This is a genomic window from Sedimentimonas flavescens, from assembly GCF_025154035.1.
In the GTDB taxonomy this organism is placed as follows: Bacteria; Pseudomonadota; Alphaproteobacteria; order Rhodobacterales; family Rhodobacteraceae; genus Rhodobacter; species Rhodobacter flavescens.
Genome location: NZ_JAOALJ010000004.1, coordinates 213,378 through 229,368, shown reverse-complemented (window position 1 = coordinate 229,368; position 15,991 = coordinate 213,378). Strand labels below are relative to the sequence as shown.

14 protein-coding genes are annotated in these 15,991 nt (G+C 63.9%); 6 read left to right on the top strand and 8 right to left on the bottom strand.

All coding sequences use genetic code 11. The features are described from left to right. The first annotated feature begins 68 nt into the window (after positions 1–68). Positions 69–1,022 (top strand): DMT family transporter, encoded by a 954-nt coding sequence (locus N3C64_RS09520; protein ID WP_260014098.1) that lies wholly within the window; start codon positions 69–71, stop codon positions 1,020–1,022. Here the strand turns inward: N3C64_RS09520 and N3C64_RS09515 are convergent. Continuing rightward, positions 949–1,605 carry a thiamine diphosphokinase gene (locus N3C64_RS09515; RefSeq protein WP_260014097.1) on the bottom strand — a complete coding sequence of 219 codons (657 nt, stop codon included), beginning with the start codon at positions 1,603–1,605 and terminating at the stop codon, positions 949–951. The genes N3C64_RS09520 and N3C64_RS09515 overlap by 74 nt on opposite strands. A gap of 141 nt (positions 1,606–1,746) precedes the next feature. Between N3C64_RS09515 and N3C64_RS09510 the strand changes: the two genes are divergently transcribed. After that, positions 1,747–3,747 (top strand): hypothetical protein, encoded by a 2,001-nt coding sequence (locus N3C64_RS09510; RefSeq protein ID WP_260014096.1) that lies wholly within the window; start codon positions 1,747–1,749, stop codon positions 3,745–3,747. A gap of 44 nt (positions 3,748–3,791) precedes the next feature. On the opposite strand, the gene N3C64_RS09505 is transcribed toward N3C64_RS09510, so the two are convergent. Both N3C64_RS09505 and N3C64_RS09500 read right to left on the bottom strand, forming a co-directional pair. Further along, the gene (locus N3C64_RS09505; protein WP_260014095.1) at positions 3,792–4,025 is read right to left on the bottom strand and encodes a DUF2842 domain-containing protein; all 234 of its coding nucleotides are present in this window, start codon (positions 4,023–4,025) and stop codon (positions 3,792–3,794) included. A 4-nt stretch (positions 4,026–4,029) separates the two neighbouring features. Continuing rightward, complete coding sequence (locus N3C64_RS09500) at positions 4,030–5,322, bottom strand: adenylosuccinate synthase (RefSeq protein WP_260014094.1); 1,293 nt, start codon at positions 5,320–5,322, stop codon at positions 4,030–4,032. A 208-nt stretch (positions 5,323–5,530) separates the two neighbouring features. Here N3C64_RS09500 and secG point away from each other — a divergent pair, with 208 nt between their 5' ends. Both secG and pyrG read left to right on the top strand, forming a co-directional pair. Next, positions 5,531–5,881 (top strand): preprotein translocase subunit SecG, encoded by a 351-nt coding sequence (secG, locus tag N3C64_RS09495; protein WP_260014093.1) that lies wholly within the window; start codon positions 5,531–5,533, stop codon positions 5,879–5,881. Positions 5,882–6,031: 150 nt separating this feature from the next. Further along, the gene (gene pyrG, locus N3C64_RS09490) at positions 6,032–7,675 is read left to right on the top strand and encodes a CTP synthase (protein WP_260014092.1); all 1,644 of its coding nucleotides are present in this window, start codon (positions 6,032–6,034) and stop codon (positions 7,673–7,675) included. A gap of 90 nt (positions 7,676–7,765) precedes the next feature. Here pyrG and phaR read toward each other — a convergent pair whose 3' ends face one another. The 3 genes from phaR to phaC form a co-directional block, all read right to left on the bottom strand. Further along, a complete protein-coding gene (gene phaR, locus N3C64_RS09485; protein ID WP_218630752.1) occupies positions 7,766–8,329 on the bottom strand; it encodes a polyhydroxyalkanoate synthesis repressor PhaR in 564 nt (187 codons plus the stop codon). A 138-nt stretch (positions 8,330–8,467) separates the two neighbouring features. Beyond that, the gene (locus N3C64_RS09480) at positions 8,468–8,917 is read right to left on the bottom strand and encodes a phasin family protein (protein ID WP_218630753.1); all 450 of its coding nucleotides are present in this window, start codon (positions 8,915–8,917) and stop codon (positions 8,468–8,470) included. A 148-nt stretch (positions 8,918–9,065) separates the two neighbouring features. Then, positions 9,066–10,859 carry a class I poly(R)-hydroxyalkanoic acid synthase gene (gene phaC, locus N3C64_RS09475; RefSeq protein ID WP_260014091.1) on the bottom strand — a complete coding sequence of 598 codons (1,794 nt, stop codon included), beginning with the start codon at positions 10,857–10,859 and terminating at the stop codon, positions 9,066–9,068. 102 nt (positions 10,860–10,961) lie between these two features. On the opposite strand from phaC, the gene phaZ reads away from it, so the two are divergent. Beyond that, positions 10,962–12,236, top strand: coding sequence for a polyhydroxyalkanoate depolymerase (phaZ, locus tag N3C64_RS09470; RefSeq protein WP_260014090.1), 1,275 nt, complete (start codon positions 10,962–10,964; stop codon positions 12,234–12,236). Between the two features lie 45 nt (positions 12,237–12,281). Here phaZ and N3C64_RS09465 read toward each other — a convergent pair whose 3' ends face one another. Then, positions 12,282–13,307, bottom strand: a complete 1,026-nt coding sequence (locus tag N3C64_RS09465; RefSeq protein WP_260014206.1) for an ABC transporter ATP-binding protein — start codon at positions 13,305–13,307, stop codon at positions 12,282–12,284. A 165-nt stretch (positions 13,308–13,472) separates the two neighbouring features. Further along, on the bottom strand, positions 13,473–14,252 hold the full coding sequence (locus N3C64_RS09460) for an SDR family oxidoreductase (RefSeq protein ID WP_260014089.1): 780 nt from the start codon (positions 14,250–14,252) through the stop codon (positions 13,473–13,475). 140 nt (positions 14,253–14,392) lie between these two features. On the opposite strand from N3C64_RS09460, the gene N3C64_RS09455 reads away from it, so the two are divergent. Continuing rightward, complete coding sequence (locus N3C64_RS09455; protein WP_260014088.1) at positions 14,393–15,988, top strand: peptide chain release factor 3; 1,596 nt, start codon at positions 14,393–14,395, stop codon at positions 15,986–15,988. Positions 15,989–15,991 lie beyond the last annotated feature (3 nt).

Genomic DNA, 15,991 nt, shown 5'->3' with positions numbered 1-15,991 from the left:
GCAAAACGACGCGCGAAGCCGTCGTTTTCAGGATGGACGGCATCACGGACGCAAGATAGCTCGGGCATATGAGCGAACATGACCGAATCTTTCCCGGCATCGCCCTGATGCTGGGTTTTTGCGTGATAGCGCCCCTGATCGACGTGGCCTCGAAACTGGCTGCGCAATCGGTCCCGGTGGGCACGGTCACGCTTGGGCGTTTCGTGGTGCAAGCCGCGCTGATGGCGCCCATCGTTCTGGCGATGGGGCTGCGCTGGCGCGTCACTGCCGCAGCAGCGCGGTTGCTGGTTGCGCGGGCGGCGGTTTCGATCCTCGCGACCTATTGCTTTGTTGCCGCGGTGCAGGTCATGCCGATCGCCGATGCGCTGGCCATCGCCTTTGTCGAGCCCTTCGTTATCCTGCTGATCGGGCGCTTCGTCATGGGCGAAGAGGTCGGACCGCGCCGACTGGGGGCCTCAGTCGTGGGCTTCATCGGCGCGCTCTTCGTCATCCAGCCCTCGTTCATCACCTTCGGCCCGGTGGCACTGTTCCCGCTTGGGACAGCGGTCAGCTTTGCGCTCTACATGCTTCTGACCCGCGCGCTGTCGCGGCACATGCACCCGGTGACCATGCAGTTGCACACCGCACTGGTTGCGGCCGTCCTGTGCCTGCCGCTGCTGGCGCTTGGCACCGCGGCGGACCTCAAAGAGGTCGCCTTCGCCCTGCCCCAGGGTATCTTCTGGCTTTGGGTTTTCTGCGTCGGCCTTGCCGCCACGATCAGCCACATGTCGATGACCTATGCGCTGAAACTGGCCCCCTCCTCGACGCTGGCCCCGCTGCATTACTTCGAGATGCTGACGGCCACGCTGTTCGGATATGTCTTCTTTGACGATTTCCCGAACCTGCTGACCTGGATCGGCGTCGCGATCATCACCGGCTCGGGCCTCTACATCATCCACCGCGAGCGCGTCACCGCAGCCCAAGCGCGGAAAGTGCGGCTGGCAAATGCGGCTTCGGCAGCAGGATCAGTGCCGGGCCCCTAAGCCACAGCCGCACCGCGCCTGCGACCTCATTCGAGGTGCCGACACGACCATCGGGGGTCAGTTCCAGCCCGTCAATCGGCCAGCGCAGCCCTTCCGAGCGTCCTTCGACCCGGCCAAAGGGAAAGATCGAGAATCGCGCGCCGATCGGCAGATCGATCGCCAGCGCCTCGGGCGCGCGAAAGATCACGTCTTCCTCGCCGATCAACAGAATGCGCTGACCCGCGCGCTGCGCGACCTCGTTCAGCGTGGCAAGGGTGTGGTCCAGCCGCAGCCCGGTAAAGCCAAGCGCCAGGTAGAACTCGGCGCGCACATGGGTCAGGCATTTGCCGAAATCGGTGCTGTCCTGCTCGGCGATCTCATGAATACGACCCGCGAGGCGCGCACGCGCCGCCGCGCTCAGGCTGTCCATATCGCCAATCACTGCCTCGGGCACCGTGCCCAGTTCCAGCGCGCGATCCCCGCCGCCGTCGGCCGCGATCAATCTGGGCGCAATTGTGAGCGCGGATTGCAGATCCTCGGCTGCGACGGCGCCTCCGCCGAGCAACGTAACTCCGCCAGAAATGTGGACAAATTTGACCGTCATGGCATGATTGATGCCGATTAAGGCACGGAATTACAATCGAGACCGGAAAAATTCCCCGAGTTTGCCTTTTTTCGTTCACGCTAAAGAACCAGTTCACCCTGATCGTGGCCGAACGTCGGTTTAGAAGAAAGCGAGAGTTCCATGGTTGGTGCGAGTAAGATCCTCACCGTGTCCTACGGGACCTTCTCCTGCACGCTGGAGGGCTTTGACGAGCCTTTCAGCACCATGAAGGCCATCGCCGAGTATTTCCGCGATCTGGCTGCGGATGACCGCTATTTTGGCGCGGAACCGCCACAGCCCGATGCCGAGATGCTTCACCGCATCGCCGAGCGCGAGATTCAGCGCCGCGTGGAAGCCAAGGTTCAGGCCAATGGCGTCGTGCTGCGCCCGCAAATCGAAGAGGCCGCGCCCGAGCCCGTGGCACAACCCGCGCCTGCCGCAGCAGCTCCGGCACCCCAGCCTGTCGCCCAGCCTACCCCGCCCCCGCAGCCCGCCGTGGCCGAGGATTCGGTGGCCGCGAAACTCCAGCGTATCCGCGCCGCCGTGGCGTCTGCGCGCACGGCAGCCGTTCAGCCGGACGCCTTCGCGGAAGAGGCCGATGTCGTGCCCGAACCCGCAGCGGAAACCAGCTTCGCGGAGAGCGAGGACTTCGGCTACCAGCTTGATATTTCAGGCCCGATCGAGGCCGAAGAGATCAATGCCGCGACGGAGGTTGAGGCCGAGGAAGAGCCTGCCCCGGCGCCCGTCTTCGCCGCAGACCCCGACGCCGCCGCCCGGCGTCGCGCCGCGCGCCGTGCCGCGCGTGCAGCGGTTCTGGCCCAAACGGCGGCTGAATTGACCGCGCCCGTCGCGCCCGAACCGACGGCCCAGATCGAGGAAGAACTTGAGGAGATCACGCCGGTCTCGGAACTCACCGCGATGCTGCAAGCCGAATCGGCTGTTGTAGAAGTCGAACCGACCCCGGTTGCACTGGATGTGGCGGAAGCGGAAGTTCCGCTCGTGCTGGAAGCACCGGTCGAGCCGATGCACAGCGTTCTGGCCGAAGAGGCACCGGCAGTTGAGGCTGACGCCGAGGATGAGCAGGATCTGCTGGCCGAGTTGCGCGCGCTGCGCAGCCAGAGCGAGGCGGTCGAGGCTGAGGCCGAGATGATCGAACCGCTTCCCGAACCGGAGATCGAGCCGGTGCCCTTCGAACTCATCGAGGATGAGGTTGCGGTTGATCACGTCGCCGAAGCGGTTGCCGAGATCGAACCCGGTGAAGACCTCGCCGCAGCAGAACCCGTCGAAGAAATCATCGAGGTCGCGCCCGCCGAAGAGATCGCCGAAGTCGAAGCACCGGCAGAGCAGGCCCATGAGCCCGAACTGCCCGTCGCCGAGGCGCCGCGCGGCCTCGACCATGCCGCGATCTCGGCCGAACATGATGCGGATGTCTCGCGCCTGATGGAGAAGGCCGACGAGCAACTGGCCGGCCGCGAGAATCGCCGCCGTTTCTCGGCGATCGCCCATCTCAAGGCCGCCGTCGCCGCGACCGTCGCCGACCGTCGTGCCAAAAGTGCACCGAAGGCCGACGACCAGACCGGCCCCTATCGCGCCGATCTGAGCGAAGCCGTGCGCCCGCGCCGCCCCTCGCAGGCGGAACCCTCGACGCCGCGCCCGGCAGTGAGCGAACCGCGCCCCGCGCCGCTGGTGCTCGTCTCGGCGCAGCGCATCGACCGCGACAGCGAGACCGTGCCGCCCACCGCCCCTGTGGTGCGCCCGCGCCGCATCCCCAGCCGCCTCGTCGCCACGATCTCGCCCGAGGATGAACTGGTCGAGTTCGCCGAGGCAGACCTGCCGCCGATGGCTCCGAGCGAAGCGGCGAGCTTTGCCGAATTCGCCGAGGCGCGCGGTGCCCAGGGGCTGACCGAACTGCTCGAAGCCGCCGCCGCCTATACCGCACAGGTCGAAGGCCGCCCGCATTTCTCGCCGCCGCAGGTGATGCGCAAGGTTGCCTCGGTCAGCGAAGGCGCGGAAACCTCGCGCGAGGAACGCCTGCGTGGCTTTGGCGCGCTGCTGCGTCAGGGTAAGATCGAGAAAGTCCGCCGCGGGCAATATGCCATCGCCAAGGCCTCGCGCTATTACGACGAGAGCAAGAGCGCCTGATCACCGGGTAACGAAATGAAAAGGAGGGGCAAGGGCCCCTCCTTTTACTTTTTGGCGTCGGGATCTTCGCGCCCTACCCCGGAGAAGACCGGTTTGAGCGGCAGCATCCACAAAAACCCCAGCCCGATATAAACGAGCAACTCGGCCCAGATCGGCAGGCGCCCGAACCTCTCGTTCAGCCAGCCCGTCAGCGTGACCGCCACCACGATATACAGCGGCAGCCCCACCACGAGGACCAGGATCGAGAGGCGCCGACGCGCCTTGTAGGACAGGGCCACCGGCTCAGTCCTCGAAGGGGTCGGTAACGAGGATCGTGTCGTCGCGCTCGGGGCTGGTCGAGAGCAGCGCAACAGGGCACTGGATCAGCTCTTCGATGCGGCGGACGTATTTCACCGCAGCGCCCGGCAGGTCGTTCCACGAGCGCGCACCCTCGGTCGACTGGCTCCAGCCCTCGACCTCTTCGTAGATCGGCTTGCAGCGCGCCTGCTGGTCCGAGGCGGTCGGCAGGTAGTCGAGAACCTCGCCATCCAGCTCGTAGCCGGTGCAGATCCTGATCGTCTCGAACCCGTCGAGCACGTCGAGCTTGGTCAGCGCGATGCCGTTTATCCCCGAGATGGCGCAGGTCTGCCGCACCAGCGCCGCGTCGAACCAGCCGCAGCGGCGCTTGCGCCCGGTGACGGTGCCGAATTCACGGCCACGGGTGCCAAGGCGCTCGCCGTTCTCGTCATGCAGTTCAGAGGGGAACGGGCCTTCGCCCACGCGAGTGGTATAGGCCTTCACGATGCCCAGAACGAAGTCGATGGCGTTCGGGCCAAGGCCTACGCCCGTCGCCGCCTGACCGGCGATGACGTTCGACGAGGTCACGAAGGGATAGGTGCCAAAGTCGATGTCCAGCAGCGAGCCCTGCGCGCCCTCGAAGAGGATGCGCTTGCCGGCGCGGCGCTTCTCGTTGAGCACCTTCCAGACGGGGGCTGCGTATTGCAGGATCTCGGGGGCGATTTCGTTAAGCTTTTCAAGCAGCGCGACCTTGTCCACCGGCTCCAGCCCCAGACCAAGGCGCAGCGCGTTGTGGTGCACCAGAGCACGATCGACGCGCAGTTCCAGCGTGGCCGGATCGGCGAGGTCGGCGACGCGGATCACACGGCGGCCAACCTTGTCTTCATAGCACGGGCCGATACCGCGACCGGTGGTGCCGATCTTGGCAACCGAGGCCTGCGCCTCGCGGGCGCGGTCCAGTTCACCGTGGAACGGCATGATGAGGGGGGTGTTCTCGGCGATCATCAGCGTCTCGGGGCTGATGTCCACGCCCTGCTCGCGGATCGAGGCGATCTCCTTGATCAGGTGCCAAGGGTCCAGCACGACGCCGTTGCCGATGACGCTGAGCTTGCCGCCGCGCACCACGCCCGAGGGCAGCGCATTCAGCTTGTACACCTGCCCGTCGATGACCAGCGTGTGGCCCGCATTGTGCCCGCCCTGAAAGCGCGCGATCACATCGGCGCGTTCGCTGAGCCAGTCAACGATCTTGCCCTTGCCTTCGTCGCCCCATTGGGCGCCGACCACCACGACATTGGCCATGTCTCTCTCCTCGAGGGTTGCAAAACCGTGCACCATATAGCGGGGCGGGCGGTCGCATGGAACCTGTTTTTCGGGCCTGCACCACATCTTTTGCAGCTTATCCCGCGCAGGGCGCGCGCCGATCGCCACGGCACCGGCCAAAGGGCCTTGCCAGCGCTGACGTATACGCCTAAGTAAGCGCGTCGGCAGAAAGAAGGTCCGTGACCGCATGGAAAACGTCATCCTCTCCGTTCACCTGATCCTCGCGCTTCTGATGATCGGTGTGGTGCTCCTGCAGCGCTCCGAAGGGGGCGGCCTTGGCATGGGCGGCGGTGGCGGTGGCGGCGTCATGTCGGGCCGTCAGGCGGCTAACGCGCTGTCGAAACTGACCTGGATTCTGGCAACGGGCTTCCTGATCACCTCGGTGACGCTGACCATCATCGCCGCGCGCAAGGCCGATGAGGGCTCGGTCGTCGATCGCTCCGTGGCCCCGATCGAGGCGCCTGCACCCGCGCTGCCGAACGTGGATCTGCCGCCTGCGGCAACGGATGCGCCGGTCACGCCGCCTCCGGCGAACTGACCCCAGAAATAGGGCATTTTGCCCCAGCCTACTCAACTGCTTGCGGTCCGGTTGCGGGCGTGCCGCGAATCGTGTAAGCATTAAATCCCGTGATCTTGATCCTTTTGGGATCGGGAAGATTCCAGATTTTTGCTGCTCACGGGGGTTTCCATGGCAAGATATGTCTTCATCACCGGCGGTGTGGTGTCGTCGCTTGGCAAAGGGCTTGCCTCGGCAGCACTTGGCGCACTTTTGCAGGCACGCGGCTTCTCGGTCCGCCTGCGCAAACTCGACCCCTATCTGAACGTCGATCCGGGCACGATGTCGCCCTTCGAGCATGGCGAGGTCTTCGTGACCGACGACGGCGCGGAAACCGACCTCGACCTTGGCCATTACGAGCGCTTCACGGGCGTGGCCTGCCGCAAGACCGACTCGGTCTCGTCGGGCCGGATCTACTCGAACGTTCTGGAGAAGGAGCGCCGCGGCGAATACCTCGGCAAGACCATCCAGGTCATCCCGCACGTCACCAACGAGATCAAGGATTTCATCGCGGTCGGAGATGACGAGGTCGATTTCATGCTCTGCGAGATCGGCGGCACGGTCGGCGACATCGAGGGCCTGCCCTTCTTCGAAGCCATCCGACAGTTCGCACAAGACCGCCCGCGCGGCCAGTGCATCTTCATGCACCTGACCCTGCTGCCCTACCTCGCGGCCTCGGGCGAGTTGAAGACCAAGCCCACCCAGCACTCGGTCAAGGAGCTGCGTTCGATCGGCCTTCAGCCCGACGTTCTGGTCTGCCGCTCGGAGCACCCGATCCCGGACAAGGAACGCGCCAAGATCGCGCTGTTCTGTAACGTGCGCCCGGACGCCGTGATCCCGGCCTATGACCTCAAGTCGATCTACGAGGCCCCGCTGGCCTATCACCGCGTGGGCCTCGACCAGGCCGTGCTGGATGCTTTCGGCATCTCGCCCGCGCCCAAGCCCGACATGACCCGTTGGGAAGACGTGATGGACCGCCTGAGCAACGCCGAGGGCGAGGTCCGCGTGGCCATCGTCGGCAAGTACGTGCAGCTTGAAGACGCCTACAAGTCGATCGCCGAGGCGTTGACCCATGGCGGCATGGCCAACCGTGTCCGCGTGAAAGCCGAGTGGATCGACGCCGAGATCTTTGAGCGCGAAGACCCTGCCCCGCATCTGGAGCGGTTCAACGCCATCCTCGTGCCCGGCGGCTTTGGCGAGCGCGGCACCGAGGGCAAGATCCGCGCCGCGCAATATGCGCGCGAAAAGGGCATCCCCTACCTGGGCATCTGTCTGGGCATGCAGATGGCCGTGATCGAAGCCGCGCGCAACCTTGCGGGCGTAAGCGATGCAGGCTCCGAGGAATTCGACCACGAGGCTGGCAAGAAGCGCTTTACCCCGGTCGTCTATCACCTCAAGGAATGGGTGCAGGGCAACCACCGGGTCGAGCGCAAGGTCTCCGACGACAAGGGCGGCACGATGCGCCTTGGTGCCTATGACGCGGTGCTCAAGGACGGCTCGAAAGTGGCCGAGGTTTACGGCGCTGCCAATATCGAGGAGCGTCACCGCCACCGCTACGAGGTGGACGTGAAATACCGCGACAAGCTTGAGACCTGCGGGCTGGTCTTCTCGGGCATGTCGCCCGATGGCCGCCTGCCCGAGATTGTCGAGCACAAGGGCCATCCGTGGTTCATCGGCGTCCAGTTCCACCCTGAGCTGAAGTCGAAACCCTTCGCGCCCCACCCGCTGTTCGCGGGCTTCGTGAAAGCGGCGAAAGAGCAAAGCCGCCTCGTGTGAGGCAGAATACCAAAAGGGCGGCCCGCAAGGCCGCCCTTTTCATTTGCCCCTTGGGGCGCGTGGCAGGGTTGCCCCTGCCCGCCCGGGAACTCAGAGCTTCGAGAGTTTCGACTGCAGATCCGCAAGCTGCTTCTTGATCGCGTTCAACTCGTCGCGATCCTTGGCGGGAGTTCCCTCCCCCGATTCCATTTCCGGCCCCGACGAGCCCGCACTTCCCCAGCCCGCCATCATCGATTTCAGGAAGGCCTGCTGCTGACGCTGCAGCGCGTCGAAGCCCGGCATGTTCGCCATCGGGTTCGGGAAAGAGGAGAACTGCTCCATCAGTTGCGACTGCCCCTCGCGCAGCATCTCGAAGGATGCGGCCAGGAACTGCGGCACCACCGACTGCGCCGAAGTGGTGTAGCTGCGCACCAAATCGGTCAGCACGTCCACCGGCAGCACATTCTCGCCACGGCTTTCATGCTCGGCAATGATTTGAAGCAGATATTGGCGGGTCAGGTCATCGCCGCTCTTGAGATCGATGATCTGAACCTCGCGGCCTTCTCGGATGAAGCTCGCGATATCTTCAAGCGTTACGTAGTCGCTGGTCTCGGTATTATACAGGCGACGGCTGGCATAGCGCTTGATCAGCAACGGCTTCGCTTCGTCAGACATCGGGTCCTCCCTTGTTATTGGCAGCGCAGCAATGATTAAGCGCTGCACCGCCAAAAGCAACAAAAGAAAAGGGCAGGCCGAAGCCCGCCCTTAGGATACCGTGTCCGGCTGGGAGGAAGGAGCCGGTTCGCGGCAGAATTACTTAGCGGTCGAGGTCGCTTTCTTGGCGGCAGCGGTCACTTCCTCGGTGGCTTTCTTCACCGCGGCGGTCGCGTCTTCCTGCAGATCCTTGCCAGCGGCCAGCATCAGCTCGACGGTTTCCATCTGAACCTTCTTCGCGACTTCGGCGAAGGCGGCGAGGTTTTCAGCAGCCATTTCAGCAGCGGCCGAAGCGAAGTCGCTCACGGCTTTGGCGTATTCGGCCGGCTCTTCTTTGGTCTTGGCGAGGGTGCCGACCTTGGCGATGGTGTCCTTGGCCCACTTCGACGAGATCTCGGTCGATTTCTCGGCAGCGTCCAGGGCAACCTTGGTCATTTTTTCGCCCAGGGCAGCCTGCGATTTCAGGGCTTCCTGGTACTTCGAGGTGTCAACCGGGATCGACGACATCATGTCTTGAACGATCTTGGTGAAGTCTTGGGTCTTGGCCATTGGTGTGCTCCATTTTCAGGGGCCCGGGAGAGGGGTACGCAGGCGAGGGCCCATTCGCTTACGGAGCATATATAAATGCTGCACCGCAGCAATTCAAGTGAAAATGCTGCGGTGCAGAAATTTTTCTGGATGAAGAAAATCGGGCCGTTCAGCCCGTCACGGCCTCGGATACATAGGTACCCGGCGCGGGTCCGAGAACGGGGTGATTTTCATCGCCCGGCTCACGCGCCGCGATCATCCGCCCCGAGCGCGAGGCAAGCCACTCGCCCCATCGCGGCCACCAGCTGCCTTCATGGTAGGCAGCCTGCCCTTTCCACTCGTTCGGATTATGCACCGGCGCTTCAGAAGTATAGTGGCCGTATTTCTTTTTCGACGGCGGATTCACGATCCCCGCGATGTGCCCCGACTCGGACAGGATGAAGGTCTTGTCCGACGAACCCATCTGCGCCACCCCGTTGAACGAGGCGATCCAGGGCGCGATATGGTCCGTCTCGCAAGCCACGGCGCAAAGGGGCACCTTGACGTCCGAGACATGCAGCGTCTCGCCCAGCACCGGGAAGCCGTCCCTGGTGAAATTGTCGCCCTGGCACAGGCCGCGCAGGTATTCGACCGCCATTCTGCCCGGCAGGTTGGTCGAGTCCCCGTTCCAGAACAGCAGGTCGAAGGCGGGCGGCGACTCGCCCATCATGTAGCTGCGGATCGCGGGTTGGTAGATCAGGTCGTTCGCGCGCAGGAAGCTGAAGGTGCGCGTCATGAAATGGCTCGACAGAATCCCGTCGGCCACGCATTGCGACTCGATCCCGTCCACGAAATCGTCTTGCAGGTATACGGCAAATTCGCCCTGGTCCGAGAAGTCGGTCAGAGTGGTGAAGAAGGTGGCCGAGTTGATCGACTTGTCCTTGCGCTTTTCCATCAGCGCGAGCGTCAGGCTCAGCGTCGTGCCCGCGATGCAGTAGCCAACAGTGTTGACCTTCTTCTCGCCCGTGATCTGCTTCACATGGTCGATCGCCGTCAGATAGCCTTCCTCGATATAGGTATCCATGCCGACGTCTGCATAGCTCGGGTCGGGGTTCTTCCAACTGACCACGAACAACGTAAAGCCCTGATCGATCACCCAGCGGATGAGCGAATTCACCGGCTTGAGATCGAGGATGTAGAACTTGTTGATCCACGGCGGGAAGATGATCAGAGGCGTCTTGTGCACCGTCTCGGTGGTGGGCTTGTACTGGATCAGCTCCATCATCCGGTTGCGATAGACGACCGAACCTTCGGCGGTCCCGATGTTCTGCCCAACCGTGAAGGCATTCTTGTCCGAGAGGGTAACGACAAGCTCGCCCTGATTGTCCTCGATGTCGCGCACGAGGTTCTCCAGCCCTTTGACGAGGCTGGCCCCTTCGGTGGCAACGGCACGTTCCAGCGCATCGGGGTTGGTGGCCAGGAAGTTCGTCGGCGACATCATGTCGATGATCTGCCGCGTGAAGTAGTCAAGCCGCCTGCGATCGACCGGGTCGAGCCCTTCGATTCGGCTGACCGCATCCTCCATTGCCTGCGACGAGATCAGATATTGCTTCTTGATGAAGTTGAAATAGGGGTGGGTGTCCCACAGCGGGTTGGCAAAACGACGGTCGGAGGGGCCCGGATCGGCAGGCGCCTTGAGGCCGCCCTGCGTCAGCGCATGGGAGGCTTCGACATAATGTTTCATCGCCTGACCCCAGTAGGAAACCTGGGCTTCCAGCATTTTTGCCGGATTATCGGACAATTCTTTGATAAAAGCGGCCCCGGTGGTGAGGTAGAAGTCCATTCCGGGCCCTTCAAGGGCGGGATTAGGTGTGCGCTTGCGCGACAAGGCTTCGATGAGGCGTTGCGTCAAAGCCTCGATCTTGACGAGGTTCTCCTGAAATTGCTGCGATGCAGCATTTTGAGTTTCCTCTTTTGTTGCCATAATGCTATTCCCTCCCTATCCTTTTTGGTAACAGCATAGCGTTGCTATTACGGGAGGGTAAAGCAGCGTTTTCGGGGAGAGCCTGCGGGCCGAGGAGAGTGAATGAAAGGCATGATGCGTTACGACCTGATGGAGACCATCAGGAATACCAACGAATGGATGGGCGCATCTGCCCGCGCGATGGCGTCCTACCCGGTTTGGGGTCTCGCCCCGCACCCGATGTTCAAACTGCTCTCTGCCTGGGGCCGCGTCACCGAACGCAGCTTCGCGCGCATGGTGATCAAGCCCGACTGGGGCATCCGCTCGATCGCGGGCGCCGATGGCCGCGACCATGTCGTTTCGGTTGAAACGCTTATCGACAAGCCCTTCGGTTCGCTGATTCACTTCGCCGTTCAGGGCCGCGCACCGATGAAGCGCCGCATCCTGATGGTGGCGCCGATGTCGGGTCACTACGCGACCCTTCTGCGCTCGACCGTCGCGTCTCTGCTCCCCGATGCAGATGTCTATGTGACCGACTGGCATAACGCGCGTGATATCCCGGTATCCGAAGGCAAGTTCGATATCGAAGACTACACGCTCTATCTTGTCGATTTCATGAAATACCTCGGCCCTGACATCAACATCATTGCCGTGTGCCAGCCCGCCCCGCTGACCCTTGCCGCGACCGCGTACCTGGCCGAGGAAGATCCGGCCGCGCAGCCGCGCACGCTGACCCTGATCGGCGGTCCGATCGACCCCGACGCCGCTGCCACCGAAGTCACCGACTTCGGCGCACGCGTGACCATGGGCCAGCTTGAGCATATGGTGATCCAGCGCGTGGGCTTCAAATACAAGGGCGCCGGCCGCATGGTCTATCCGGGCCTGATGCAGCTTGCCTCGTTCATCTCGATGAACATGGACAAGCACGTCGGTGCCTTCAAAGAGAAGATCGTTGCCGAAGCCAAGGGTGAAGGCTCGGAGCGCGACCACCACAACGTGTTCTACGATGAATACCTCGCCGTGATGGACATGACCGCCGAATTCTACCTCTCGACGGTCGAGCGCATCTTCAAGGGCCTCGAGATCGCCCAGAACAAGTTCACCGTGAACGGCAAGCGCGTCGATATCGGCAAGATCACCGATGTGGCCGTGAAGACCGTCGAAGGCTCGAATGACGACATCTCGGCGCCCGGCCAGTGCGTCGCCGCGCTGCGCCTGTGCACCGGCCTGCCCGAGAGCAAGAAGGCCCAGCACCTTGAGCCCGGCGCCGGTCACTACGGCATCTTCGCCGGTTCGAGCTGGCGCAACAACATCCGCCCGCTGGTGCTGGAGTTCATCGACCAGAACGCCGACAACGGCCCGAAGGGCAAGAAGGTCACGCCGATCCGCGCTGTGTGATCCCGGACCAAAGAATGCGAAAGGCGCCCCGCGGGGCGCCTTTTTTCATGCCTTCGCACCGAAGACGAAACATCGGTCGCGGCGGATCATCAGCCACATCGGAGTGCCCGCCTTGGGCAGGAACACGTTGGGCACGGTGGCGCGCAGGATCGAGCCGTCGAAATCCATGCGAAACTCCACCAGGCTCTCGCGGCCCATGAAGCGTGCCCGCTCAACCACGCCGCGCGCGGGCGTGCCATCCTGCACGGTCGGGTTCGGGCCGCGCCCCGCCCGGTCGAAGTCGATCTTGAGGTGCTGCGGGCGGATCACGATGTCGATCTCGGTCCCGTCCGGGTGGCCCGGCGTCAGGAAATCACCGAAGGGCGTCGCGGTCAGCGCACCCTGCACCCGGCCCTTGAGCACGTTGATGTCTGAAAAGAACGCCGCCGCCGCGCGATCCACGGGCGCGTTGTAAAGGTTATAGGGCGCGCCGCGCTGCACGATCTTGCCGCCGCGCATCAGCAAGATCTGGTCGGCCATGCGCATCGCCTCATGCGGCTCATGGGTGACCAACAGAACAGCGGTGCCCTCTTCCTTCAGAAGCGCCAGCGTCTCGTCGCGGATGCCGTCGCGCAGACGCTCATCGAGCCCCGAGAAGGGCTCGTCCATCAGCAGAATGCGCGGGCGCGGCGCAAGAGCACGCGCCAGCGCGACACGCTGCTGCTCGCCCCCGGACAGCGAATGCGGAAAGCTGTCGATATGCCTGAGCAACCGCACCCGGTCGAGTAATTCGCTCACCCGCGCGCGCTTCTCGTCCTTGCTGCCCTTCAGACCGAAGGCCACATTATCGGCCACCGACAGATGCGGAAACAGCGCGAAGTCCTGAAACATCAACCCGATGGCGCGGCGCTCGGGCGGGACGCGGAAGACCGTGTCGCAGACGAGGTTGCCATCCACGTAGATCCGGCCCGCGTCCTGCATATCGACGCCCGCGATGATGCGCAGCGTCGTGGACTTGCCGCAGCCCGAGGGGCCGAGCAGGCAGGTCACCTGCCCCGCCGGGATCGAAAAGGACACATCGTCCACCACCATCTGCCCATCGAAGCGCCGCACGAGGTTTTGCACCTCAAGCCGCGGGGCCTCGGCAACGGGTTTGTCGATCTTGGTGGTCAGGTTCACCGGGCTTTCCGATCAATTCTCTCAGGCATATGCGGGATAGCAGGGCGGGCCGGGTGGCGCAAGCGCCCGGCCCGACCGTCACATGGTCTGATTTGCCGCACCGCCATCGACAAGGATATTCTGCCCCACGATGAACCCCGCGTGCTGCGAGCACAGGAAGGCGCACGTCGCCCCGAACTCGGACGCCGTGCCGTAGCGGCGCGCAGGGATACCCGCCGCGCGGCGCGTCCGCGCCTCGTCAAGCGAGATCCCCTCAGCGCGCACCACCGCACCATCAAGCGCGTCGGCCCGGTCGGTGGCATGGATGCCCGGCAGCATGTTGTTGATGGTCACCCCCGCATGGGCCACCTGCCGCGCGGTTCCGGCAACAAAGCCGGTCAACCCGGCGCGGGCCGCGTTCGACAGGCCAAGCTGCGGGATCGGCGCACGCACCGCCGCCGAGGTGATGTTGACCACCCTGCCCCAACCGCGCGCCATCATCCCCGGCATTACCGCCTGCATCATGGCGATGGGGCTGAGCATGTTGCCATCGAGCGCCTTGATGAAATCGTCACGCGACCAGTCGCTCCAGAGGCCGGGCGGCGGACCGCCCGCGTTATTGACCAGAATGTCCACCTCACCCGCCGCATCCAGCACCGCCGCACGCCCCTCGGGCGTGGTGATGTCCGCCGCCACGGGGATGACCGTCACGCCATAGCGCGCCTCGATCTCATTGGCGGTTTCGGCCAGTGCCTCGGCGCCGCGCGCGTTCAACACCAGATCGACGCCCGCCTCGGCCAGCGCCTCGGCACAGCCGCGCCCGAGCCCCTTCGAGCCCGCGCAGACGATTGCCTTCTTGCCCCTGATCCCCAGATCCATCATTTCCTCCTGCGTTTTTCCCAGACCTAGCGGAGTGGCGCGCCGTGGCAAGCGCCCTTTGCCCCGATCCCCCGCAAAAGTGGGGCGCGGGCGCGCTTCCTCCCATTGCCCCAAGCCGCCGCGCGCGGTATGAGCGCGCCATGAGCAACCGACCCGATCTCCCGCCCGAAATCGCCCGCCGCCGGACCTTTGCGATCATCTCGCACCCCGACGCCGGCAAGACCACGCTGACCGAAAAGTTCCTGCTTTTCGGAGGCGCCATTCAGATGGCCGGTCAGGTGCGCGCCAAGGGCGAGGCACGGCGGACCCGCTCGGACTTCATGAAGCTTGAACAGGATCGCGGGATCTCGGTCTCGGCGTCGGCCATGAGCTTCGATTTCCGCCAGTATCGCTTCAACCTGGTTGACACACCCGGCCACTCGGACTTCTCGGAAGATACCTACCGCACGCTGACGGCGGTAGACGCGGCGATCATGGTGATCGACGGCGCCAAGGGCGTCGAAAGCCAGACCCGCAAGCTGTTCGAGGTTTGCCGCCTGCGCGACCTGCCGATCCTGACCTTCTGTAACAAGATGGACCGCGAAAGCCGCGACACTTTCGAGATCATCGACGAGATTCAGGAGAACCTGGCCATCGACGTGGCGCCGGCCAGCTGGCCGATCGGCATGGGGCGCGACTTCCTGGGCTGCTACGATATTCTGCACGACCGGCTGGAACTGATGGACCGCGCCGACCGCAACCGGGTGGCGGAGTCGATCAAGATCAGTGGCCTCGACGATCCCAAGCTGGCCGAATACGTTCCCCCCACGCAGCTAGAGAAGCTGCGCGAGGAGCTGGAAATGGCGCGCGAGTTGCTGCCCGCCTTTGACCGCCAGAGTTTCCTTGAGGGCCACATGACGCCGATCTGGTTCGGCTCGGCCATCAACTCGTTCGGCGTGAAGGAACTGATGGACGGGATCGGCGAATACGGCCCCGAACCGCAGATCCAGAAGAGCGCCGAGCGCGGCGTGGCCCCGGAGGAAACCAAGGTCACCGGCTTCGTCTTCAAGGTGCAGGCCAACATGGACCCCAAGCACCGCGACCGCGTGGCCTTCGTGCGCCTCGCCTCGGGGCATTTCGAGCGCGGGATGAAACTGCTGCATGTCCGCTCGGGCAAGCCGATGGCGGTGTCGAACCCGGTGCTGTTCCTGGCCGCCGACCGCGAGCTGGCCGAGGAGGCCTGGGCGGGCGACATCATCGGCATTCCGAACCACGGCCAGCTGCGCATCGGCGACGCGCTGACCGAGGGCGAGAAGCTGCGCTTTACCGGCATCCCGAGCTTCGCGCCCGAATTGCTGCAATCGGTGCGCGCGACCGACCCGATGAAGGGCAAGCACCTTGAAAAGGCGCTGATGCAATTTGCCGAGGAAGGCGCGGCCAAAGTCTTCAAGCCCTCGATCGGTTCGGGCTTCATCGTCGGCGTCGTGGGTGCACTGCAATTCGACGTTCTGGCCAGCCGGATCGAGATCGAATACGGCATCCCTGTGCGGTTCGAATCCTCGCAATTCACCTCGGCCCGGTGGGTGCTTGGCCCCAAGGACACGGTTGAAAAGCTCGCCAACGCCAACAAGCAACACATCTCGACCGACCATGACGGCGACATCGTCTTCCTGACGCGCCTGCAATGGGACATCGACCGCGTGGTGCGCGACTATCCCGGCGTCACGCTGAGCGCGACGAAGGAGATGATGATCTGAGGC

Excerpts from the sequence above, each read along its gene's own strand:
- phaR (WP_218630752.1), bottom strand. The coding sequence starts at position 8,329 with ATGTCTGACGAAGCGAAGCCGTTGCTGATCAAGCGCTATGCCAGCCGT.
- N3C64_RS09510 (WP_260014096.1), top strand. The coding sequence starts at position 1,747 with ATGGTTGGTGCGAGTAAGATCCTCACCGTGTCCTACGGGACCTTCTCC.
- pyrG (WP_260014092.1), top strand. The coding sequence starts at position 6,032 with ATGGCAAGATATGTCTTCATCACCGGCGGTGTGGTGTCGTCGCTTGGC.
- N3C64_RS09460 (WP_260014089.1), bottom strand. The coding sequence starts at position 14,252 with ATGGATCTGGGGATCAGGGGCAAGAAGGCAATCGTCTGCGCGGGCTCG.
- N3C64_RS09480 (WP_218630753.1), bottom strand. The coding sequence starts at position 8,917 with ATGGCCAAGACCCAAGACTTCACCAAGATCGTTCAAGACATGATGTCG.
- N3C64_RS09500 (WP_260014094.1), bottom strand. The coding sequence starts at position 5,322 with ATGGCCAATGTCGTGGTGGTCGGCGCCCAATGGGGCGACGAAGGCAAG.
- secG (WP_260014093.1), top strand. The coding sequence starts at position 5,531 with ATGGAAAACGTCATCCTCTCCGTTCACCTGATCCTCGCGCTTCTGATG.
- phaC (WP_260014091.1), bottom strand. The coding sequence starts at position 10,859 with ATGGCAACAAAAGAGGAAACTCAAAATGCTGCATCGCAGCAATTTCAG.
- N3C64_RS09465 (WP_260014206.1), bottom strand. The coding sequence starts at position 13,307 with ATGGTGGTGGACGATGTGTCCTTTTCGATCCCGGCGGGGCAGGTGACC.
- phaZ (WP_260014090.1), top strand. The coding sequence starts at position 10,962 with ATGAAAGGCATGATGCGTTACGACCTGATGGAGACCATCAGGAATACC.
- N3C64_RS09515 (WP_260014097.1), bottom strand. The coding sequence starts at position 1,605 with ATGACGGTCAAATTTGTCCACATTTCTGGCGGAGTTACGTTGCTCGGC.
- N3C64_RS09520 (WP_260014098.1), top strand. The coding sequence starts at position 69 with ATGAGCGAACATGACCGAATCTTTCCCGGCATCGCCCTGATGCTGGGT.
- N3C64_RS09455 (WP_260014088.1), top strand. The coding sequence starts at position 14,393 with ATGAGCAACCGACCCGATCTCCCGCCCGAAATCGCCCGCCGCCGGACC.